24 protein-coding genes are annotated in these 23900 nt (G+C 32.3%); 21 read left to right on the plus strand and 3 right to left on the minus strand.

The features are described 5' to 3' along the window. Window positions 1–41: 41 nt before the first annotated feature. The 5 genes from der (at window position 42) to AC1RPK_RS02310 (ending at window position 4533) form a co-directional block, all read left to right on the plus strand. Window positions 42–1352, plus strand: coding sequence for a ribosome biogenesis GTPase Der (der, locus tag AC1RPK_RS02290; protein WP_409022510.1), 1311 nt, complete (start codon window positions 42–44; stop codon window positions 1350–1352). Between the two features lie 198 nt (window positions 1353–1550). Next, window positions 1551–1826, plus strand: a complete 276-nt coding sequence (locus AC1RPK_RS02295) for an HU family DNA-binding protein (RefSeq protein ID WP_409022511.1) — start codon at window positions 1551–1553, stop codon at window positions 1824–1826. Between the two features lie 154 nt (window positions 1827–1980). After that, the gene (locus AC1RPK_RS02300; RefSeq protein WP_481761342.1) at window positions 1981–3240 is read left to right on the plus strand and encodes a tetratricopeptide repeat protein; all 1260 of its coding nucleotides are present in this window, start codon (window positions 1981–1983) and stop codon (window positions 3238–3240) included. 82 nt (window positions 3241–3322) lie between these two features. After that, entirely contained in the window at window positions 3323–3793 is a 471-nt protein-coding gene (locus AC1RPK_RS02305) for a GNAT family N-acetyltransferase (RefSeq protein WP_481761341.1), read from the plus strand. 134 nt (window positions 3794–3927) lie between these two features. Continuing rightward, on the plus strand, window positions 3928–4533 hold the full coding sequence (locus AC1RPK_RS02310) for a sugar O-acetyltransferase (RefSeq protein ID WP_481761340.1): 606 nt from the start codon (window positions 3928–3930) through the stop codon (window positions 4531–4533). Between the two features lie 96 nt (window positions 4534–4629). Here the strand turns inward: AC1RPK_RS02310 and AC1RPK_RS02315 are convergent, their stop codons facing one another. Together AC1RPK_RS02315 and AC1RPK_RS02320 are read right to left on the minus strand one after the other, a co-directional pair. Beyond that, window positions 4630–5460, minus strand: a complete 831-nt coding sequence (locus tag AC1RPK_RS02315) for a site-specific integrase (RefSeq protein ID WP_481761339.1) — start codon at window positions 5458–5460, stop codon at window positions 4630–4632. Window positions 5461–5551: 91 nt separating this feature from the next. Continuing rightward, window positions 5552–6412 carry a YitT family protein gene (locus AC1RPK_RS02320; RefSeq protein WP_481761410.1) on the minus strand — a complete coding sequence of 287 codons (861 nt, stop codon included), beginning with the start codon at window positions 6410–6412 and terminating at the stop codon, window positions 5552–5554. A 173-nt stretch (window positions 6413–6585) separates the two neighbouring features. On the opposite strand from AC1RPK_RS02320, the gene dapB reads away from it, so the two are divergent. From dapB to AC1RPK_RS02345, 5 genes are all read left to right on the plus strand, one after another. Then, complete coding sequence (gene dapB / locus AC1RPK_RS02325) at window positions 6586–7371, plus strand: 4-hydroxy-tetrahydrodipicolinate reductase (protein WP_409022516.1); 786 nt, start codon at window positions 6586–6588, stop codon at window positions 7369–7371. After that, a complete protein-coding gene (locus tag AC1RPK_RS02330; RefSeq protein ID WP_481761338.1) occupies window positions 7368–8582 on the plus strand; it encodes a CCA tRNA nucleotidyltransferase in 1215 nt (404 codons plus the stop codon). Before dapB ends, AC1RPK_RS02330 begins: the two co-directional genes overlap by 4 nt. 96 nt (window positions 8583–8678) lie before the next feature. Beyond that, window positions 8679–10574 (plus strand): ABC-F family ATP-binding cassette domain-containing protein, encoded by a 1896-nt coding sequence (locus tag AC1RPK_RS02335; protein ID WP_481761337.1) that lies wholly within the window; start codon window positions 8679–8681, stop codon window positions 10572–10574. A gap of 7 nt (window positions 10575–10581) precedes the next feature. Continuing rightward, entirely contained in the window at window positions 10582–11529 is a 948-nt protein-coding gene (locus AC1RPK_RS02340; RefSeq protein WP_481761336.1) for a thymidylate synthase, read from the plus strand. Between the two features lie 23 nt (window positions 11530–11552). Beyond that, the gene (locus AC1RPK_RS02345; protein ID WP_481761335.1) at window positions 11553–12041 is read left to right on the plus strand and encodes a dihydrofolate reductase; all 489 of its coding nucleotides are present in this window, start codon (window positions 11553–11555) and stop codon (window positions 12039–12041) included. A 49-nt stretch (window positions 12042–12090) separates the two neighbouring features. On the opposite strand, the gene trhA is transcribed toward AC1RPK_RS02345, so the two are convergent. Next, window positions 12091–12732: a PAQR family membrane homeostasis protein TrhA gene (gene trhA, locus AC1RPK_RS02350; RefSeq protein WP_481761334.1), complete on the minus strand. Its 642-nt coding sequence runs from the start codon at window positions 12730–12732 to the stop codon at window positions 12091–12093. A gap of 139 nt (window positions 12733–12871) precedes the next feature. Between trhA and AC1RPK_RS02355 the strand changes: the two genes are divergently transcribed. From AC1RPK_RS02355 to hslV, 11 genes are all read left to right on the plus strand, one after another. After that, window positions 12872–13720, plus strand: a complete 849-nt coding sequence (locus AC1RPK_RS02355) for a DegV family protein (protein WP_481761333.1) — start codon at window positions 12872–12874, stop codon at window positions 13718–13720. An 81-nt stretch (window positions 13721–13801) separates the two neighbouring features. After that, window positions 13802–14701 (plus strand): SGNH/GDSL hydrolase family protein, encoded by a 900-nt coding sequence (locus AC1RPK_RS02360; protein ID WP_481762178.1) that lies wholly within the window; start codon window positions 13802–13804, stop codon window positions 14699–14701. Window positions 14702–14712: 11 nt separating this feature from the next. Further along, window positions 14713–15327, plus strand: a complete 615-nt coding sequence (locus tag AC1RPK_RS02365; RefSeq protein WP_409022524.1) for a YpmS family protein — start codon at window positions 14713–14715, stop codon at window positions 15325–15327. A gap of 15 nt (window positions 15328–15342) precedes the next feature. Further along, complete coding sequence (locus AC1RPK_RS02370; protein WP_409022525.1) at window positions 15343–15564, plus strand: YozE family protein; 222 nt, start codon at window positions 15343–15345, stop codon at window positions 15562–15564. 14 nt (window positions 15565–15578) lie between these two features. After that, entirely contained in the window at window positions 15579–17027 is a 1449-nt protein-coding gene (locus AC1RPK_RS02375) for a S41 family peptidase (RefSeq protein ID WP_481761331.1), read from the plus strand. Between the two features lie 142 nt (window positions 17028–17169). Next, complete coding sequence (gene ylqF, locus AC1RPK_RS02380) at window positions 17170–18018, plus strand: ribosome biogenesis GTPase YlqF (protein WP_481761330.1); 849 nt, start codon at window positions 17170–17172, stop codon at window positions 18016–18018. A 2-nt stretch (window positions 18019–18020) separates the two neighbouring features. After that, entirely contained in the window at window positions 18021–18788 is a 768-nt protein-coding gene (locus AC1RPK_RS02385; RefSeq protein ID WP_481761329.1) for a ribonuclease HII, read from the plus strand. A gap of 50 nt (window positions 18789–18838) precedes the next feature. Further along, window positions 18839–19708 (plus strand): DNA-processing protein DprA, encoded by an 870-nt coding sequence (gene dprA / locus AC1RPK_RS02390; RefSeq protein ID WP_481761328.1) that lies wholly within the window; start codon window positions 18839–18841, stop codon window positions 19706–19708. Window positions 19709–19803: 95 nt separating this feature from the next. Continuing rightward, a complete protein-coding gene (gene topA, locus AC1RPK_RS02395; RefSeq protein ID WP_481761327.1) occupies window positions 19804–21900 on the plus strand; it encodes a type I DNA topoisomerase in 2097 nt (698 codons plus the stop codon). 29 nt (window positions 21901–21929) lie between these two features. Further along, on the plus strand, window positions 21930–23237 hold the full coding sequence (gene trmFO, locus AC1RPK_RS02400) for an FADH(2)-oxidizing methylenetetrahydrofolate--tRNA-(uracil(54)-C(5))-methyltransferase TrmFO (protein ID WP_481761326.1): 1308 nt from the start codon (window positions 21930–21932) through the stop codon (window positions 23235–23237). Window positions 23238–23351: 114 nt separating this feature from the next. Further along, window positions 23352–23897 (plus strand): HslVU peptidase proteolytic subunit, encoded by a 546-nt coding sequence (hslV, locus tag AC1RPK_RS02405; RefSeq protein WP_409022532.1) that lies wholly within the window; start codon window positions 23352–23354, stop codon window positions 23895–23897. Window positions 23898–23900 lie beyond the last annotated feature (3 nt).

Below are 23900 nucleotides of genomic sequence, written 5' to 3' on the forward strand. Positions count from 1 at the left end.
TTATTTATTACAAAAGATATTTAGAGAGTGAGGTACTATCTATGGCAAATCCTGTTGTAGCAATTGTTGGACGTCCTAATGTTGGAAAGTCCACAGTTTTTAATAGAATAGCCGGGGAAAGAATTTCAATTGTTGAGGATACTCCTGGTGTTACACGAGATCGTATTTATGCTCATAGTGAGTGGTTAGCGCAAAAATTTAGCTTGATTGATACTGGTGGTATCGATATCGGTGATGAACCCTTTTTGACGCAAATCACTGAACAAGCACAAATCGCAATCGATGAAGCTGATGTTATTGTTTTTCTTGTAAGTGTAAAAGAAGGCGTAACGGATGCTGATGAGAAAGTGGCTAAAATTTTATATCGTTCTGATAAGCCAGTTATTTTAGCGGTTAATAAAGTTGATAATCCCGAGTCTAGACAAGATATTTTTGATTTCTATTCATTAGGATTTGGAGAACCATTTCCAGTTTCTGGTAGTCATGGCCTTGGGGTTGGTGACTTATTGGATGAGATTACAAAGAAATTCCCTGAAAATATTCCTGATGAAGATGACAGTCGAATTAAGTTTAGTTTGATTGGTCGTCCTAACGTGGGTAAGTCTTCATTGGTGAATGCAATCCTGGGTGAAAATCGTGTTATTGTTTCACCTATTGAAGGGACTACACGTGATGCAATTGATACAGCTTTTGATACTGAAGAGGGCGATATGTTCTCAATGATTGATACAGCTGGTATTAGAAAACGCGGAAAAGTATATGAAAATACTGAAAAGTATTCTGTACTACGTGCCATGCGTGCTATTGATCGTTCAGATGTTGTTTTAGTTGTGTTAAATGCTGAAGAAGGTATTCGGGAACAAGATAAGAGAGTTGCAGGGTATGCCCATGAAGCAGGACGTGGTATCATTATCGTCGTAAATAAATGGGATACTCTTGAAAAAGATAATCATTCATTATCTGATTTTGAGGCTAATATACGTCAAGAATTTGCATATCTTAGTTATGCTCCTATTATTTTTGTGTCTGCAATTACACAGCAACGATTATCTAAGATACCCGAATTAATTAAACGCGTAAATGAAAATCATAGTCGTCGTATTACATCTTCAGTATTAAATGATGTCATTATGGATGCAGTAGCCCATAATCCAACGCCAACTGATAATGGAAAACGTTTAAGAATTTACTATGCAACACAAGTAGCAATACAACCACCTACATTCGTTGTATTTGTTAATGATACTGATTTGATGCATTTTTCATATGAACGTTTCTTAGAAAATCAAATTAGAACATCGTTTGATTTTGAAGGAACACCAATTCATGTTATTGAAAGAAGAAGAAAATAATTCAAATTGATAAAACGCTACCATGCCATCTTTTTTTCTGCTAAAGTAGTTAAATACCTTGATGTAATACGTTTTGTATGGTATCTTAAATAAAGAATTAGTAGAGTAATCTCTGGTTCTATTATTATTATTTATTTTAAATAATAATGGCTGAATATTTTTAAATATTCGGACACATTTTAGGGGAGGTGAAACATTATGGCAAACAAAGCACAATTAATCGAAAATGTTGCAAAAGAAACAGGATTGACAAAAAAAGATGCTACTGTCGCAGTTGATGCTGTATTTGGTTCAATCCAAAGCACATTAGCTACAGGTGAAAAAGTTCAATTAATCGGTTTCGGTAACTTTGAAGTACGTGAACGCGCTGCTCGTAAAGGTCGTAACCCACAAACTGGTGAAGAAATTCAAATCCCTGCAAGTAAAGTACCTGCATTTAAACCAGGTAAAGCTTTAAAGGATTCTGTTAAATAATACTTAGAAAAAGCTAGTACAATTCATTTTGTACTAGCTTTTTCAATCTATAATTTATTTTATAGACAATAGTTATGTACGAGATTACTAGCTATTGTGTGTATGATAGATTAAACTAAACCATATTAATTTAATAATGAAGGGAAGTTATTTAATGACGCATTCAGAAATTATGCTAGACTACTTGGACGAAGGACAAATTGATGAGGCAATGAAAGAATTTGCCAGAGCATTAAGAAAAGACAATGATGCAACATTATTTAGTTTAGCAGAAGAGTTATATAGCTTAGGTTTTTTAGCTCAATCTAAACGTACTTATGAAAGATTATTAGAAAAATATCCAGAAGAAGATACTTTAAAAACATTCCTGGCAGATATTGCAATTAGTGAAGGAAAATCTGATGAAGCACTTAACTATTTGTCAGAAATTGAAGAAGATTCAGAAGCTTATCTTCAGTCTCTTATGGTTGCTGCCGATTTATATCAGACACAAGGTATGTTTGAAGTTAGTGAAAATAAATTATTAACTGCATATAAGTTGGCTCCTGAAGAAGAAGTTATCCAATTTGCTTTAGGCGAACTATATTTTAATACAAAACAATTTAGTCAGGCAATCGGATTTTATCTTGAATTAATTAAATCAGGACAGACTGAACTGTCACAGGTTAACTTAGTACAAAGATTAGGTGTTAGTTACGCAAACAGTGGGCAGTTTGAAAAAGCAATGGCATATTTAGAACAAATTCATTTAGAAAATATGGACTCTGATACTAAGTTACAGATGGGTTTAACCTATCTACAATTAAATGATCAACAAAAAGCAATTGATATTCTTTATGATTTGAAGGAAGAAGATCCTTCGTATACATCCTTATATCCAATTCTTGGTCAAGCACTTTCAGATGAGAATAGATTGAATGATGCTTTACTTGTCTATCAAGAAGGGTTAGCGGTTGACGAGGTAAATGATACATTGTATGAACAGGCAGCGACTGTTGCCTTAAAATTGGACGATGAGAAGCAAGCTGAAAAGTATTTAAATAAAGCAATTGATATTAATCCAGATAATACTGGCATATTATTACAATTAAGTAATTTATTAGTTAAGCAAGAACGTGATGATGAAGATATTAAATTACTAGAAGATATCAAGAGCGACGGAGATGTAGATCCTCAAATATTTTGGAATTTAGCTATTTCATATGAAAGACTTGAAGATTATGATAAAGCTGAAGAAAATTATTTAGAAGCATACCCTTATTTTACTAATCAAGTTGACTTTTTAAGATCTGTTATATTTATTTTTAGAGAGAACGGACGACAAGAGGAGTTAAAGGACGCAATTAAACATTACTTAGCTTTAGTACCTGATGATCAAGAAATTATTGATATTCAAAATGATATAAATTATTAAAATAAAACGTTTATATCATTCTTTTGGTATAAGCGTTTTTTGTTAGCAATTTGTAAGATTTGCTTAAAGAAGGGGAAGTAAAATGATTACAAATCAGATAGTGATACCAAAATTAGAAGATAGTACTGAAATATTTAATTTAATTAGTCGTAATCGTCTTGAATTAAGTGAGTGGCTTCCATGGGTTAATGCTATGAAATCGATTAATGATGAAATAATTTTTTTAAGAGACTCTTTTAAGGATGAAACTAAATTAATTTTCGCTATAAAAATTAATAAGAATATCGTTGGCATGATTGATTTACATGGAATAGATTTACATATGGGAACTGCTGAGGTTGGTTATTGGTTAGACAAGTCGTATGTAGGACGCGGAATAATGTCAAAGGCCTTAACAGAACTTGAGAAACTAGCTATAAAGGAATATAAGTTAAAAAAATTAAAAATAATACTAGATTTGAATAATATAAAAAGTTTGAAAGTAGCTAAGACTAATAATTATCACTTTATAGAACAAAATGACCAAAATTTAATTTTTGAAAAGAGATTATAGAATTTATGATGGTATATTTATAAATGATATTATTATTTTTTGCTTTTTAATTGCTATTAAGGATATAATTTTAGATAGGTAATGTTGTTTAAATGGCGATTAATTATCTAAAATTATATATCGGGGGTAGGGACATGAAAGATTTAAACGAAAAAGAAATTGAACGATTGAGTAAAAAAAGTATTACTGAGAAAATTATAGATGGCGATTGGTACCAATATTCTAAAGAAGAATGGGCTCAAAAAACTGTTAAAACAAGTGCACAAACTATTTATAAAATAAATAAATTGGCGGCTCATGATACGAATGATGCAGATAAAATGCTTAAAGAATTTTTACCTAATATGGAAAAATCTGCTGAAATATATTTTCCAATTTCAACTATAGAATGGCCGGAAATGTTAAAAATAGGGTCAGGCACATTTATTAATTCTAATTTACAGATTTTAAGTGCAGGACAAATAACAATTGGAGAACACTGTTTCATTGGGCCTAATTGTCAGTTATATACACCTAATCATCATTCTATGGACAAAAATTTACGTCGTGAAGGATGGCAATATGATGCACCAATTACAATTGGTGATGATTGTTGGTTTGGTGGATCAGTGATTGTTTTACCTGGTGTCACGATTGGAAATAATGTCGTCGTTGGTGCTGGTAGTGTGGTAACAAAAGATGTACCTGATAATGTTTTAATCGCAGGTAATCCAGCACGAATTATTAAGACTATTGGTTAGATAAAGTTATGGCGAAAAGTAGCATAATTTAAAAATATTTGGGCAACAAAAAGGAGCTAGAATTTTTCTAGCTCCTTTTTGTTGCTCTTTTAAGGTTTATATGATTAATTTTTGTTCAATAATTAAATGACGGTAGTATAAAAGTGAATTTGGATCAATTCTTAACGTCATCATAATTTCTGAATCTGTCATCGTATTGTTAGTGAGAATAGAAAAACAAATAGCTGACTGGTACAGCAGACGTGGTGAAACATTTGGCGCAATAAATTGTAAATCTTTCTTTAAAAATTTATGTAGACCAGGTAAAGATAATAAAGGTGCTTCAACATTTTTACGCAGTTTTAAAAAGCAATCGTTGGAGTTTTGTAAAATTTGTAGTTGTTTAATATAGGTATTGAATTGCTTCAAAAATAATTCCTCTGTTTCCGTAAATGTTAATTGTTTAAAGCTAACGAAAAAACCAGGTTGTAAGATTTCTGAAATTTTAAAGAAATGCCGTGTCATTAATAAAACAAGTCGAGAATAGTAGCTAATTTCTGAATTTAAAAGATAAGAGTCGAAGTCTATTAACCAATTGAAGGTTATAACAGAATTTGCGATATTTTTTTTCCCTTTTAACATTAATGTTGGAATATGAGTATTTATCTGATGGGTAAATAAATATTTAAAATAACCATTCAGATGCGATAAAACCTTAGTATATGTTGAATTTTTAATATTTCTTTTATCTTGAAGCATAGTTAAATATTGACGAACGTCTGATTCTAAGATAGTTTCAACCATTATTGAATTAGAGAATGCATCATTAAAATTTAGAAGATAGTTAAAAAAATCATGAATATCGTAGTTATATTCTAAAATTGTTGATGGGGACAAAGAGTTGGATTCTAATGATAAATTAAAAGCTTTTTGATAGGGATAATTCATTTAATTGCCTCCTTTAGTAATAAACAATAAGTTACTTTAACTATATCACACTAATAAAGCGCACTGCAAAAATCGCAGTGCGCAAGACCAATCATTTATTAAAGATATTAGTGATATTAGTGATTTTATTCTTTTTTTGTCGATTAAAACTAAACCCTTGTCCCAGTACTTCATTAACACTACTAATTGAAACAAAAGCATTTGAATCCTGGTTTTGTAATATTTCCTTCAACTGATGAAGTTCATTACGGTTGATAACAACATAAATCATTTTTTTATTTTGGCGAGAATAAGATCCCTCACCATTGATGTAACTAACACCTCTGCCTAATTTATCCCAAATTTCATTAGTTATAATTTGATATTGGTCACTAATTATTAAGATGCCAAGTCCAGAATAACTACCTTCAAGAGTGAAGTTAACAATTTTTGAGAAAACATATGAGCTTAGTAGGGTATACATCATATGCCTTAAATCTAAGTAGCTAAGTGATATGACCAAAACAGCAATATCAAGGGCAAGAATTGTCTTACCCATTTGAATACCACGTGTTTTTTCAAAAATTCGAGCCACTACATCAGTTCCACCAGTAGTACCACCAAAACGATATACTAAGCCTGACCCAAGGCCACCAAAAGCACCAGCAAGGATACCTGCTAAAAACAAATCATCATTTACATTAATTTGAATCGGAACACGTTGCCAAATCCATAAGAAAAGAGATAACATTATTGTTCCATATATAGTATAGACTAATGATCGTTTACCTAAAAAACGGTAACCAATAAGGATTAATGGAACATTAATTGCAATTGTTGAATACGCAGGATCAATATGAAACCAATAACGTAAAATTAAAGTAACTCCGGTTATACCACCTTCAGCAAGATGGTTTGTTATATTAACGGTTGCTAATCCAAATGCATAAAAACAACAACCTAACGCAATCATTACTAAATCGATTATTTTAATTCGTTCATTTTTTAAGATTAGTTCTACCCCCTGAAATAAATTCAATATAAATATCATACCATATTATCGATGAATGTCTGCTGACTATCATTTTAAATCTAGTATAAATCTGTTAAACTAGATTGTATTAATTAAAGATGAGGAGGATTACTATGATTAAAGTTTTGGTTGCTGGATTTAAAGGACGAATGGGTGCCACTACAACAAATATGATCTTAGAAAATCCATTATTTGAATTAGTTGGAGTCTATAGTACTACAGCTACAGAAAAAAATATAAATGAAATTACTGACTATAAGACAGAGAATGTCCCAATATTCAATAAGCTAGATGAAATAAACGTAGTTTCCGATGTTTGGATTGATTTTACTGTCCCAAGTGTTGTTTTCGAAAATACTAAATTTGCTATTTCGAAACATATGTCACCAGTTATTGGGACTACGGGTTTATCGGAAAATAATATAGCTGAACTTAAACAATTATGTAAAACAGAAAAATTAGGTGGATTGATTGCTCCTAATTTTGGTATTTCAGCTGTTTTATTAATGCAATTTGCGCAACAAGCTGCTAAGTATTTACCTGACGTTGAAATTATTGAAATGCATCATGATAATAAATTGGATGCTCCAAGTGGTACAGCCTTAAATACCGCAAAATTAATTGCTGAAGTTCGTAAACCTAAAATTCAAGGCAACCCTGATGAAAGAGAAACATTACCAGGTGCGAGAGGTGCAGCCTTTGAAGGCATGAGAATTCATAGTGTCCGTTTACCAGGCTATGTTGCTCATGAACAAGTCTTATTTGGTGGCGAGGGTGAAGCATTAACTATTCGTCAGGACTCATTTGACCGTATTTCATTCATGTCTGGTGTTGCATTAGCTACTGAAAAAATTGGACAATATAAAGAATTACTAGTTGGATTGGAAAATATATTATGATAGTTTCCAATCTTGCGGATGATTTCATTAATGCTGAACCAGTGATTAAAGCCATTGAAAATGCTGGTTTTGAAGCATATTTTGTCGGAGGAAGTGTTAGGGATACTATCTTAGGATTACCAATCCATGATATTGATATTGCCACTAGTGCATACCCTGAGGAAATTAAGGAAATTTTTAATAAGACGGTAGATACAGGTATTCAACATGGGACTGTTATGGTTTTAGATCATGGAGAAGGTTATGAAATCACCACATTTCGAACAGAATCAACTTATCAAGATTTTAGACGTCCAGATCATGTTGAATTTGTACGCTCTTTAGAAGAAGATTTAAAACGTCGTGATTTTACAATCAATGCCTTAGCAATGACACATGATGGACGGATTATTGATTTGTTCAACGGACTACAAGATTTAGAAAATCACATCATTAGAGCTGTTGGCACTGCTGATGAACGTTTTAATGAAGATGCTTTACGAATGATGAGGGCAATTAGATTTGCAAGCCAATTAGATTTCACAATCGAAATGGAAACGAAGAAAGCATTAAATAAACATGCACCACTATTGAAAAAGATTGCTATTGAACGGATTCATATTGAATTTATTAAATTACTGTTGGGAAAAAATCCTCAAATTGGACTTCGACATTTTGTTGAATCAGATTTAGTAAAATATTGTCCCGAATTTAATAATTATTTATCGGAACTAACTGATATGTCAAAAATGCAATCAATTAAACTTACATCAGAAGTAGCTGCTTGGTCGTTAATTATTCATGTTCTAAAGATAACAGAAACTAATATTAATCATTTTCTAATCTCATGGAAAAGTTCAAATGAGTTAATTACACACGTTCAAATAGTTATCAAAGCACTTAACGGTATTATTCATGATTCCGTTAATCGAGAACTGATGTATGAAACTGGATTAGAATTATTATTAATTGCAAATGAAGTTGCAGCAATATTTAATAGTAATTTAGATGCAGAAATGCTGACAGTTGCTTATACTGCACTTCCAATTAAGTCTAAAAAAGACATGGCAATTAATGGACGACAGTTAATAAAAGATGTTGGTATTCAACCAGGTGAAAAATTAGGCCAAATTTTATCCATATTGGAAAATCGTATTTTACTAGAAGAAGTCCCAAACGAATCAACTCAATTATTAAAAGTGGCTAAGCAACTAATGTTAAAATTAGCGTAAAAAAAGAGATTAAATATCATTTAATCTCTTTTTTTACAAAACATGCTTAGTAATACAAATTATAAAAGAGAATCAATTAGATAAGAGAGTGATTACATGCAAACACTGAGGGTAGAACATTTAAAGAAAACATACGGCGAAAAAACATTATTTGATGATTTAAATTTTATTGTTAATGAAAAAGATAGAATCGGATTGATTGGAACTAACGGTTCAGGGAAAACAACGTTATTAAATGCATTAACAGACCTTGACCCAGCTGATTCAGGAGATTTAATTAAACCAAATAACTATCGTATGAGTTATTTAAAACAAATACCAGAATTAAATGATGATATGACAATTATGGAAGCCGCTTTTGAAGGAGCTTCACCTATTTTTGAAACAATTCGTCATTATGAAGCTGTTTTAACAGCCTATAGTGAACATCCTGAAGATGAAAAATTACAGCAACGTTACTCAGATGCGGAAGATCGTATGAATCGTGAAGATGCATGGAATGCCGATAATGACGTTAAAACAATTCTAACGCAATTACAAATAACGGATTTAACACAAAAAGTCTCAACCTTATCTGGTGGACAGAAAAAAAGAGTTGGCTTGGCTCAAGTACTCATACAAGCTCCTGACTTATTAATTCTTGATGAACCAACAAACCATTTGGACTTTAGTTCTATTGAATGGCTAGAAAGTTACCTTAAAACGTACAAAGGAGCTTTAATTGTTGTTACTCATGATCGGTATTTTTTAGATCAAATTGCCAACCAGATTTTAGAACTATCATTTGGTAAATTACACTCGTATGAAGGTAACTATCAAGATTTCGTTGCTCAAAAGGCTGAAAGAGTTGCCCAGGAAGTTACCGCTGAGCATAAAGAACAACAGCTATATAAAAAGGAACTAGCTTGGATGCGTACTGGAGCAAAAGCTAGATCAACAAAACAACAAGCACGAATTAACCGTTTTAACGATTTAAAAGAAAATATGAATTCATTACAAATTGATCAAGATGTTTCAATTGGACTAGGCCAACAGCGGCTTGGTAAAAAGGTTATTGAGCTAAAAGAAGCTAGTTTAGTCTTAGAAAATCATAAAATTATTGATCATTTTAGTGAGTTGATTCAGGCGAGCGATAGAATCGGGATTACCGGTAAAAATGGTGCTGGTAAATCTAGTTTACTAAATGCAATTGCTGGAAAATTACCACTTAACTCTGGCGAATTACTAATGGGCGAAACGGTTAAATTAGGTTATTACCAGCAACAAACTGAACCCATACCTGGCGATAAACGAATGATTAACTATCTAAATGAAATTGGTGAAAATATCGAAAATAAACATGGCGAACGAATAAGTACAACACAACTTTTAGAGCAGTTTCTTTTTCCAAGATCGATGCATGGGACATTAATTAGACAGCTATCCGGTGGTGAAAAAAGAAGACTCTATCTCTTGAAATTACTTATGCAACAACCAAATGTCTTATTACTAGATGAACCTACAAATGATTTAGATATTGGAACATTAACAGTACTTGAAGACTATTTAGAATCTTTTAATGGCGCAGTTATAACTGTCTCACATGATAGATATTTTTTAGATAAAGTTGCAGATCAATTACTTATTTTTGAAGGCGATGCTAAAATTAATCGTTATACTGGATTATTTACATCGTACCTTGCTAAAGAATCACTGGATGATGCCGTATCAATATCAAAAAAAGAAAAAATTATCGAACACGACACCATTTCTGACGATAAATTAAAAGTTAAATTAACTTATGCTGAACAAAAAGAATTTGAAACAATTGAACAGACAATTGATAATTTAGAAGCTAAGAAAGAAAAAGCTGAAAGTGATATGTCGAATATCAATGGCAATGATTTTGTAGCATTAAGTGAACTACAAGTGTCAATTGATAATTTAGATGATGAAATTGAAGAAAAGATGAATCGTTGGGACTATTTAGGTAAATATGCAGAAAAGGGGTAATTTTCGTATGGAAGAAACATATTTGCAACTTGAACGTGATATTTTAATGAACGGAAATGATAAATCTGATCGTACAAAAACGGGAACTAAAAGTCTTTTTGGCTATCAAATGAGGTTTGACTTAAGTCAAGGATTCCCACTACTAACAACTAAAAAAGTACCATTTGGTTTAATTAAGAGTGAGTTACTGTGGTTCTTAAAAGGTGATACTAATATCCAATATTTATTGAAACATAAGAATCATATTTGGGACGAATGGGCTTTTAAAAATTACATTGAAAGTTCTCAGTATATGGGTCCAGATATGACTGATTTTGGACATCGATCACTTTTAGAGACTGATTTTAAAAAAGAATATGAAGTACAGAAAAACCTTTTTTGCGATAAAATTATTGAAGACGATGAATTTGCAAAAAAGTTTGGTGAATTAGGTGACGTTTATGGTAGTCAGTGGCGTAATTGGAAAACTAGACAAGGTGATACGATTGACCAAATTAAAGATGTTATTGAAGCAATCAAAAAAACACCTGATTCTAGAAGATTAATTGTGTCCGCTTGGAACCCAGAAGATGTACCAAATGTGGCATTACCACCTTGCCATACGTTATTTCAATTTTATGTGGCTGATGGTAAATTAAGTTGTCAATTATATCAAAGAAGTGGCGATGTCTTTTTAGGTGTACCATTTAATATTGCAAGTTATGCGTTATTAACTCATCTAATTGCTAAAGAGGTTGGACTTGAAGTTGGTGAATTCATTCACACATTAGGCGATGCCCATATTTACAATAATCATATAGAACAAGTGAAGGAACAACTTTCTCGTGAAGTGCAACCCATGCCAAAATTATGGTTAAATCCTGATAAAAATAGTATTTTTGAATACGATATGACGGATATTAAAATAGAAGACTATAATCCTGCACCACCTATTAAAGCGCCTGTTGCAGTTTAATATTTACTTAAGGAGAGTCAATAATGATTAATTTTATTTGGGCTGAAGACAGTGAACATCATATTGGATATAAGGGTAAGCTACCTTGGTACTTACCAAATGATTTAAAATTTTTTAAGAAAACAACGCTTAATAAGGTCGTTGTTATGGGCAGAAATACATTTGAAAGTTTTCCGGGACTATTACCAAATCGAATTAATATTGTTCTTTCAAGTAAAAACGATTTAGTTGAAACAGATACTCTAAAGATTGTTCATTCAATACCAGAGTTGAATGATTTATTAGAAACATATTCTGAAGATATTTTTGTTATTGGTGGCGCAACATTATTTTCTGAAATGTATGTAAAAGTTAATAGATTGTATCAAACAAAAATTAACGCTACGTTTGATGGTGATGTGATGATGATTCCTATTGATTATACTCATTGGAAATTAATTGAAACGATTCCGGGAATGATTGACAAAAAAAATGTATATGATCATGAATTTAGAATTTATGATAAAAAATAATTAAAAAGCGAAGACATATCCAATACGGATGTGTCTTCGCTTTTTAACTTTAAGTATATAATAAAATAGAAAAAAACATTAATCCTGTACCTAACATCACAAATAAATGCCAAACGACATGTAAGTACTTAACACCGTTTATACTATAAATTCCAGCGCCGATTGTGAACGCAATGCCACCAGAAACAAGTAGCCAGAACCCAATTGTACCGAGGCTATTATAAAGTGGCATCATTGCGCTCAAACAAAGCCAGCCCATAATTAGATAAATGATGGTTGAAATTGTTTTAAAATGACCCAACCAAATTGATTTATAAATAATTCCTAAAACGGTCATCATCCAGATGATTCCGAATAGTGTCCAACCTAATGCCCCACCAACAGAGAGAAGACAATAAGGCGTATAAGTACCTGCTATCAGAATATAGATACTACTATGATCGAAGATTTGAAAAACAGTTCTTGCTCGTGTAAATATTAAACTATGAAATAGGGTAGAAGTTAAGTACAGCAGTACCAAAGATGAACCATATATAGCATACGAGGTAATTTCTAATGCACTACCATTATGAGCACCTTTAATAAGTAAAAAAATCAATCCCGCTATACTTAACCCAAGACCAATACCATGAGTTACCGCGTTTAATACCTCATTTAAGATGAGATACCTTCTACTGTAATTATGTTCCAAAAAAACACCTCAGTCATCAATTTCTATGTGAAATAGACCAGTAATTCTGATATACTAGACATTATAAATAGAAAAGTTTATAGTGACATTATTGTATCATGATTAAAAACTTTTGTTAAGAAAGTGTGGATGAAGAAACATGAAAAAAATTAAAATAATAACGGATTCATCTGTTGGATTAACAGATAATGAAATAAAAGAAAATGACATTAGCATTATACCTCTAAGCGTTATGATTGATGATACTATTTACGTTGAAGGTGAATCAATTACAAATGACGAATTTGAGACTAAAATGGAAACGTCAAAAACGTTACCTAAAACAAGTCAGCCACCAATTGGTACTTTTGTAGAAATGTTTGACAGTCTTGGGGCAGATGGTAGCCAAGTTCTCTCACTTAACATGACTGACCAAATTAGTGGTACAGTTCATACTGCAGAGCAAGCTGCAGAAATGAGTCAATCCGATGTAACCGTTGTTGATACTCGTTCTACTGATCGAGGTATGGCTTTTCAAGTCTTAGCAGCTGCTAAGTTAGCAAATTCAGGTGCATCAATGGATGATATTTTAACAAAAATTTCTGAAATCCGTAAGAATTCAACTCTAAATATGGCCGTTATGACTCTGGATAATCTGGTCAAAGGTGGACGTATATCAAGATTAACTGGTGTTCTTTCAAGTGTTTTAAATATGAAGATTATTTTGGAAATGATTGATGGCGAATTAAAAATTAAAAATAAAGGCCGTGGTATGAAGACGGTTAACAGATTTATTGCAGATTTAGTTGAAGAATTAAAAAGTACACCTAATGTTAAAGCAGTAGGTATTTCTCATGCTGGAAATGAAAAAAAGGCATTTGAAGTTCGCGATTTATTACAAACAGCAGTCCCAAAAGTTGATATTCTAGTTCGACAGACAGCACCTATTATTGCGACGCATGGTGGTCCAGGGGCTTTTGCAGTGATGTTCTACACAGATAAAGACTAATATATTAAATAATTATTTTTAAACTGGTCCAAAAACAGCTGTTTTTGTCCGGTTTTTTTAATTAAATAAAGGAATGATTTTTTGAAATTTTTTAAAAGCTTTTCCATTACTATTTTAAGTATTTTAGTACTAAGTGGTCTTATATTTAGTGGGCTGTGGTTTGCAACCGGCCATTTTTCGAATCATTCTTTAATAACAGTGCCCCATAAAAAAACAGCTCTTAAGCTAGTATCCCTTGGTGATTCTTTAACGCAGGGTGTCGGAGATGAAACGAATAAAGGTGGATTCGTTTCATTAATTACAGAAAAAATAAATACTGATAAAAATATGAAAGTAACTGCCTCTAACTTTGGCTTATCAGGAGATCGAAGTGATCAAATTTATAGCAGATTAAAGAAACAACCCAAAATGCAAAAAACGTTAAAAAAAGCCACTGTTATTACATTAACAGTTGGTGGGAATGACCTATTACAGGTTATACAAAAAAACATTTTATCTAATGATACTGATAAGTTAAATAAAGCTATTGATACTGAAAAAATGACTTATACAAAAAATTTAAATGATTTATTTAAAGAGATTAGAAAATATAATAATAGCGCGCCTATCTACGTTATAGGAGTGTATAACCCATTTTACGTTTATTTCCCCGAAATGAGTAGTATGAAAACGATTGTTAAATCATGGAATAACGTAACCAACAAGGTTGTTAAAAATGATAAAAATAGTTATTTTGTTAGTGTTGAAAAACAGCTTTCTGAAGGACAATATTATGGTAAAACAAGTAAATTAGCCAAGACTTTGGGTAGCTCAGACTTATCTGATTTATCTAGTTTTAATCTTGAAAGTGTCTTGCAAGAAAAAGATGAAAAAAATAACTATATTTCTATAACTGATCATTTTCATCCAAATAAAAAAGGTTATAAAAAAATGACTGATTTGTTGTTCAAATCAATGGAAGAACATCATTTATTTAAATAATGAGGAGAATTATGCCGAAAAGAACAGAAAAAACATCAACCACTTTTAACGCATGGAAAGTTGCGTTTATCATATTATTTTCTTTATTGATTGGCGTACTACTTTATTTTTCCGTTAGTATTATGAACCAATCCCAAGATCAAAAGACACTAACAACTCAAACCACTTCAAAAGCAACAAAAAGAACAGAACTAAGCGTGGAAATGAACAAGGAACAACTTAACGGAACCATTAATTATTATTTAAAATCAATTCAAAAAGGTCAATCAATTAAATATCGGTTTTTAGTAGATAAATCTGCTATATTAATGGGCACAACAAAAATTTTAGGACAAAATATTTCATTCACATTATATTCAGATCCAGTTGTAACAGATGATGGTAATATCTTGTTAAAAGCAAAATCTGTTGCTGTAGGTTCATTACCAGTTCCTAAAAAGTTTATAATGGATTATGTAAAAAATGCATATGATTTACCAAATTGGATTACGATTAATAGCAAAGAACAAACAATTATGCTTAACTTAAAAAAACTAGATATTGAGAATGGTATACAAGCTAGTGCAACCAAAATTGATTTAAAAACGAATGTTTTTAAATTCGATGTTTCTATCCCTTTAAATTAAATGAGGTATCAATTTATGAGACAAACATTTTATCAATTTTTAATGACCGAACGCAATGATCACGGTACGGATGAGGTGTCCCAATTTGCAAATAATGCATTTTATGATCAAAGTTTTCCTAAATTGTCAGATAAGTATGACTTTCTTTCTAATTATCTTGAATTAAATGCAGGATATTTACCTTCAATGACAATTTTTGATGACGCTTGGGCCCGATATTTAGACAAAATGAATTAGTGGGGAATTAAATTATGGAAAAAGATAAAAAAGAAAAACGTTTTAGATTTGGTCGTCATTTTTGGACCTTAATAGGGTCAATTTGTTTATCTTTTATAGTCGGAGCTGCTGCAATGTATTTTTTTGCAATTAGTCAAATTAATACATTAGTTGGGTCATTACAAACGACTAGTTCAGATTTAGCCAAAATTGAGTCTGTTTATTCGGCACTAAATAATTCTTATTATAAAAATATCAGTAAGAAAAAATTAGTCGATGGGGCTATCAATGGTATGGTCGACTCTACTGGAGATAAATTTACGGCCTATTTAGGTAAAGAAGATGCGACTAATTTAAATTCAACTATTTCTAGTAAATTTGTTGGAATCGGTGCTGAAGTCAAAATTAGCAAGAAAAATATTCAGATTGTTTCAGCTATTAAAGGAACACCAGCTAAAAAGGCTGGTTTGAAGACAGATGATATTATCCAAAAAATAGATGGTAAATCTATTTATGGTCTCAGTTTAGAAAAAGCTGTTTCAAAAATTAGAGGTAAAAAAGGAACAATAGTGAAACTAACTATTAAACGTGATTCATCAACATTTAATGTTTCAATAAAACGAGATGATATTCCTGTTAAAACAGTCTATAGTAGTATTTCGAAAAAGAATAAAAAAGTAGGATATATTCAAATTAGTACATTTTCTGAGGATACATCTAACGAAGTCAAATCTGCAGTGAAGTCACTTAGAAAAGATGGCGCTACATCGTTTGTCATTGATGTTCGTGATAATCCAGGTGGCCTTATGGATCAAGCATTAGCGATTGGATCAATGTTCTTAAAAGATGGTCAAACAATTATGCAGGTACAAGGCAAAACGGGTTCTCCTGAAGTATATAAGGCTGGTAAAAAATATGACTCAGGATTTAAAGTCACAGAAAAAACAGCTGTTGTCATTAATAAAGATAGTGCAAGTGCTTCTGAAATTTTAGCAGCCGCACTTAACCAATCTGGTAATGATAAATTAATTGGGTCAACATCTTATGGAAAAGGTACCGTCCAAACAATCAATACCTTTACAGATAAAACAGAATTAAAAGTTACCATTGCTAAATGGCTAACACCTGATGGTTCTTGGATTAATAAAAAAGGGATTAAGCCTACTATTTCAGCTGATTATCCTGCGTATGCTTATTCACCACTAATTAATACTGATAAAACATATAAATATGAAGACGTTACACCTCAAGTTAAAACGATTCAAGTTTACTTAAGCGCACTTAATTATTATAAAGACAAAAATAATGGTTACTTTGGTACATCAACGGTTAATGCAGTAAAAATGTTACAAAAAGAAAATACTTTAACTCAAACGGGCGAAGTTAACAAAGATACTGCTTTAAAAATTGAAACATTAGTTCAGAAAAAAATTTCAAAAAATGATCCTGCCTATGATGCGGCAATTAAATCGTTAACAAATTAATAAAAGACTGAAGAGGGCGAAACTAAATAGCGGAACTCTCTTCTTTTTGTGCACAAATTAAGGTATTCTGATTAAGAGAGTTAAATATAAAGAATTAAGCAAGTTAATTAAAAGTTTACTTGGCTTAACAAGGAGAATTTAAATGACAGTAATCCAATGGTTCCCAGGACATATGGCAAAAGCCTTAAGATTAGTAAAGGAAAAATTAAACTTAGTAGATATCGTACTTGAATTAGTTGATGCAAGATTGCCTGAATCATCTAGAAATCCGCAACTTGAGCAATTACTTGCAACAAAACCTCATATTATGGTTTTAACAAAAAAAGATATGGCCGATCCGAACGTTACTGCACGTTGGCTACAGTACTATGAAAACAAAGGAATTCCGGCAGTTGCAGTAGATAGTCAACACGGACAACTTAACGCTATCGAGAAAAAAATTAACGTTGTTTTAAAAGATAAAATAGCGTTACGAGAAAGTAAAGGTATCCTCCAACAACGAGTTAAGGTAATGTGTATCGGAATTCCGAATGTTGGAAAATCGACGTTACTAAATCATTTGTTAAGTAAAAATGTCGCCATAACTGGAAATAGACCTGGGGTGACAAAAGCACAGCAATGGTTAAAAGCCGGAAAATCAATGTCTCTTTTAGATACACCAGGTATTTTATGGCCCAAATTTGAAGATCAAGAAATCGGTAAACGTCTTGCTTTAACAGGAGCAATAAAAGACTCTTTATATGCAAAAGATGACATTGCATTATACGGGTTAGAACATTTTAAACAAACAAATCCAAAGGCATTACAAGAGAAATATAAATTAACGGATGAACAAATGCAGTTAAGTAATGTTGATTTATTATTAGATTTAACAAAAAAAATGGGTTTCAAAGAAGATTATGATCGTGCGAGTGAGAGAATTATATTTGATATTAGACAAGGTAAACTTGGTCGTTATACCTTAGAAATCCCTCAATTGGGTGGCGAATAGTTGTGACCAAATTTACAATTTCTCAAGTAAAAGAACATTTATTGAATAATCCATCGGATAATTTTATGCAAGAAATAGCTAAAGACTCTCGCAAAGGAGTTATTAAGCTTTTAATCCAATATAATAATAGACAAAAAAAACTAGTTGAACACCAAGAATTATTTAATCGTAGGTTAGTAATAGAAAGAGACCTATGGCAGAATGGTATTCCTTACATCGCTGGTATTGATGAGGTTGGAAGAGGACCGTTAGCTGGTCCAGTTGTTAGTGCAGCAGTTATTTTACCTCATAATTTCAATCTAATTGACGTGAATGATTCGAAAAAATTATCTGCATCTATGCGTGAAGCATTATACGTTGAAATATTAGCTACAGCTGTTTCAGTTGGTATATCTGTGATAAATAATCAAACAATTGATGAAGTTAATATATATCAAGCATCAAGAATTGCTATGTTAGAAGCTGTTAATTCATTGGACGTGAAACCACAACAATTATTGATTGATGCTATGACGATTGATAGCGATATTCCGCAGGAAAGTTTCATTAAAGGCGATTCTAAAAGTGCTAGTATTGCTGCTGCTAGTATCGTTGCTAAGGTTTACCGAGATCATCTCATGAACTTTTACAATGAATTATATCCAGGATACGATTTCAATCATAATGATGGATATGGAACTAAAAAACATTTAGCAGGACTTAGCAAATTAGGAGTCACTCCAATTCATCGTCGAACATTTGAACCAATTAAATCTATTCTAAAAAAATAATGAAATAAATTGCGTACCTTATTAGTATTAATGACTAATAAGGAGAAACAATGACAATAAGAGACACTTTAATTAAACTTAGACTATGTTCTGAAATAACGTATATTGGCGAAAATAAAATTTTTGATTGGTTACAACAGAATCCAAGTTGTACTGATTTAACTCTAGATGTAATTAAATCCATTTTAAATTTAAATAGTAAAAAAATAGCTAGTTTCAGTAAAGCTTACACTAGTATTTCATTGAAAAATGAGGTTATTACCAATAAGTTACATTCAACAATTGTGACTATTATTGATGAGGACTATCCGTATCGACTAAAAGAATGCTATCGACCACCAATTGTTCTTTTTATGCGAGGAAATACGCAATTATTAAATCGACAATCACTTGCTGTTGTTGGTGCTCGGCAAAGAACTGACTACTCAATAGAAGTAATACGATTATTATTACCAAATAGTATCCAAAATGATAAGGTAATTTTAAGCGGATTAGCAGCCGGCGTTGATACCTTGGCACACCAATTTACAATAGCTAACGGAGCAGATACAATTGCTGTTATTGGGACAGGTTTAAATATTTATTATCCAAAAATTAATGAAGATTTACAAATTGAAATTAGCAAAAAGGGACTTTTATTATCTGAGTACGGACTGAATACAGGACCACAACGTAATCATTTCCCTGAAAGAAATCGAATTATTGCAGGCCTTTGTGAATGCTTATTAGTTACAGAGGCTAAACACCATAGTGGTAGTCTTATAACTGCCAATTTAGCATTGCAAGAAAATCGCACAGTACTAGCTGTACCCGGATCAATTATTAGTCCTCTTTCACTTGGGTGTAATGAACTAATAATAGCCGGTGCAATGCCGATTATTAACGGTGAACAGATACTTGCAGAGTTCTATGAAAACTAGTTACGCTTGACAAGTCTCTCTAATATGCTTTAAGATTACTAACGATTTTAAAAATGTTATTGCTTACAATATAAATACTACGAAGGAGTTCAATTATGCCAGTAACCAAAAAGAAAAAGAGAACGCCGGCAAAAAAAAATCTAGTTATTGTTGAATCACCTTCTAAGGCTAAAACAATTGAAAAATACCTAGGCAGCAACTACCATGTTGTCGCTAGTCTTGGACATATTAGAGATTTACCACGAAGTAAAATGGGAGTTGACGTTGAAAACAACTATGATCCTCATTACATTTCAATTCGTGGTAAAGGCGATGTTATTAAAAGTTTAAAAAAAGAAGCTAAAAAAGCTAAAAATGTTTATCTAGCAGCCGATCCTGATCGTGAAGGCGAGGCAATTGCATGGCATTTATCTCATATTTTAGATTTAGATATCACGGACAAAAATCGTGTTGTTTTTAATGAAATTACAAAAGATGCAGTTAAAAATGCTTTTAATGATCCTAGATCAATTGATATGAATTTAGTTGATGCACAACAAGCTCGCCGTATTTTAGATAGATTAGTTGGTTATTCAATTAGTCCTTTATTATGGGCTAAAATAAAAAAAGGCTTAAGTGCTGGTCGAGTTCAGTCTATTGCTTTGAATTTAATTATTGATAGAGAAAAAGAAATTCGTGCATTTATACCAGAGGAATACTGGACTATTGATTCTGAATTTAAAAAAGGTAAAGAGAAATTTGATGCAGCTTTTTATGGTATTAAGGGAAAGAAAAAAGCACTTCATGATAATGAAGATGTTAAAAAAGTAATGGCATTAATTGATACAAAACAAGATTTTGATATCACCGCTGTCACAAAAAAAGAACGTAAAAGATTTCCAGCTTTACCATTTACTACAAGTACAATGCAACAAGATGCTAATAGAAAATTAAACTTTCGTACAAGAAAAACGATGATGGTTGCACAACAATTATATGAAGGAATTCATCTCGGAAAACAGGGTACTGTTGGTTTAATCACTTACATGCGTACCGACTCGACTCGTGTATCTACGACTGCCAAACATGAAACTGCTCAATTTTTACACGAAAAGTATGGTGAAGATTATGCAGCTATTAAGCCACGCAAAGGTAAATTACAAGAAGGTGCACAGGACGCACATGAAGCAATTAGACCTTCCTCTGTTTTACGTACACCTGCTTCAATGAAGGATTATTTAAGTAATGATCAAATGAAGTTATATAAATTAATTTGGTCGCGATTTGTTGCCAGTCAAATGACACCAGCTGTAATGGATACAATGTCTGTATCTATTGAACAAAATGGCGTTACTTATCATACTTCTGGGTCAAAGACTAAGTTTGCAGGTTATACAAAAATTTATGAGGATAACAAAAAGACTGATAATATTTTACCGGATTTAAAAGTTGGCGATCATGTTAAGTTAGCTAAAAATCAGCCTAACCAACATTTTACTCAGCCACCTGCTAGATTCACTGAAGCAAATTTAATTAAAACACTTGAAGAAAATGGTGTTGGACGTCCATCAACGTATGCACCAACCTTGGATACTATTCAACGTCGATATTATGTGAAATTAATTGCTAAGCGTTTTGAACCAACTGAACTGGGTGAAATTGTAGATGATATGATTGAAGCTTATTTTAGTGATATTGTGAATGTTAAATTTACTGCTGAATTAGAAAAAGGTCTTGATAACATTGAAGTCGGAGACGAAAATTGGGTTAAAGTTGTTGATGATTTTTATAAACCATTTTCAAAAAATGTTGAACATGCCCAAGAAACAATTGAGAAAGTTCAAATTAAAGATGAACCAGCTGGATTTAATTGTGAAATTTGTGGGTCACCGATGGTTATTAAGATGGGCCGATATGGTAAATTTTTTGCATGTACGCGTTTTCCAGATTGTCGTAATACAAAAGCAATCGTTAAAGAAATTGGTGTAACTTGTCCATTGTGTCAGCAAGGGGAAGTAATTGAACGTAAATCTAAACGAAATCGTTTATTCTATGGTTGCTCAAGATACCCAGATTGTGAATTCGTATCATGGGATAAACCTATTGGTCGCGAATGTCCAAAATGTCAACATTATTTAATTGAGAAAAAAGTAAAAGGTGGAAAACAAGTCAAATGTAGTAATTGTGACTATGAAGAAGCGGTTCAAAAATAATTGAATCTAACTAGCAGGGGGATTATATAATGGAAAATACTAGCGTTAATGTAATCGGTGCTGGTCTTGCCGGTAGTGAAGCTGCATGGCAGATTGCCAAGCGAGGAGTTCATGTTAATTTATACGAGATGCGCCCTATCAAAATGACACCAGCGCATCATACTGAGAATTTTGCTGAACTAGTTTGTACGAATTCTTTAAGAGCTAATCAAATTACGAATGCCGTTGGTCTTTTGAAGGAAGAGATGAGACAGTTAGATTCAGTTATTATGAAGTCAGCTGACCATAATGCAATTCCGGCTGGCGGTGCGCTAGCCGTTGACCGTGATAAATTTTCTGGTGAGATAACTGATTTAGTTAAAAATCATGAAAATATTACGGTTATCAATGAAGAGTTAACTGAACTACCAAAAGGTCCAACAATTGTTGCGACAGGTCCTTTAACATCATCAGGTTTAGCAGAATCAATTAAACAATTAAATGGTAGTGAGGGACTTTATTTTTATGATGCAGCTGCACCAATTTTAGAAAAATCATCATTAAATATGGATAAAATCTACTTAAAATCACGATATGATAAAGGTGATGCTGCATACCTTAATTGTCCAATGACTAAAGAGGAATTTATAACCTTTTATAAGGCACTAATAGGGGCCGAAACTGCTGAAATGCATGATTTTGAAGATGAAAAATTTTTCGAAGGTTGTATGCCAATTGAAGAAATGGCTAGAAGAGGCGCTAAAACAATGTTATTTGGCCCTTTAAAACCAGTTGGATTAGAAGACCCTAAGACTGGTAGAACACCTTTTGCCGTTGTCCAATTGCGTCAAGACAATGCAGTCGGTGACTTATACAATATTGTTGGTTTCCAAACGCATCTTAAATGGGGCGAACAAAAGAATGTTTTCTCACTAATTCCAGGTTTAGAAAATGTTGAATTTGTTCGTTATGGTGTTATGCATCGTAATACATTTATGCGTTCTCCTGATACACTGGAACCAACATATCAGTCTAAATTTAGAAATGATTTATTTTTTGCTGGTCAAATGACAGGTGTTGAAGGCTATGTAGAAAGTGCTGCAAGTGGATTATTAGCAGGGATCAATGCCGCACATCTTGTTTTAGGAGAAGAGCTAGTCGTACTTCCTAAAACAACTGTGATGGGAGCTATGGCCCATTATATAACACATGCCAGTGGTAAACATTTTCAGCCGATGAATGCTAACTTTGGTATTATCCCTAAATTAGGCACAAAAATTCGAGATAAACAAGAAAAAAATCAAGCGGTTGCAAATCGTGCTCTAGAGCATTTAGCAATTGTTAAACCAAGTCTTTAAATATTTATGAAATATCTGATAAAATAATTGAGTTATACTTCATTGTTGTGCTACAGTAGTAGCGTTCAATGAAGTTTTTTTATACAATAAATGAGTAACATGGAGGAGTTTATTATGGCAACTGTTTCATTTCATGCAACAACAATTTGTGCCGTTAAGCATAATGGTCACTGTGCAATGGCCGGTGATGGCCAAGTCACAATGGGTGAAAAAGTTATTATGAAGGGGACTGCTAGAAAAGTTCGTCGCATATATAACGATCAAGTAGTTGTTGGTTTCGCTGGTAGCGTTGCCGACGCATTTAATCTTGAAGAACGATTTGAAAAAAAATTAAATGAATTTAGTGGTAATTTACAACGTGCAGCAGTTGAATTAGCTCAGGATTGGCGTAGTGAACAATCCTTACAAAAATTAGAAGCACTTTTGATTGTAATGAACAGTAATGAAATGTTATTAGTTTCTGGTAGTGGAGAAGTAATTGAACCTGACGATGACATTTTAGCAATCGGATCTGGCGGAAATTTTGCTTTGTCTGCTGCAAAGGCACTTAAGCATCATACAACTGATATGTCAGCTAAAGAAATTGCTGAGGCATCAATTAATATTGCCGGTGATATTGATATTTTTACTAACCATCATGTCATCTCAGAAGAATTATAGAAA

It is taken from the genome of Dellaglioa sp. CoH-55-MRSF-6 (genome assembly GCF_056782215.1).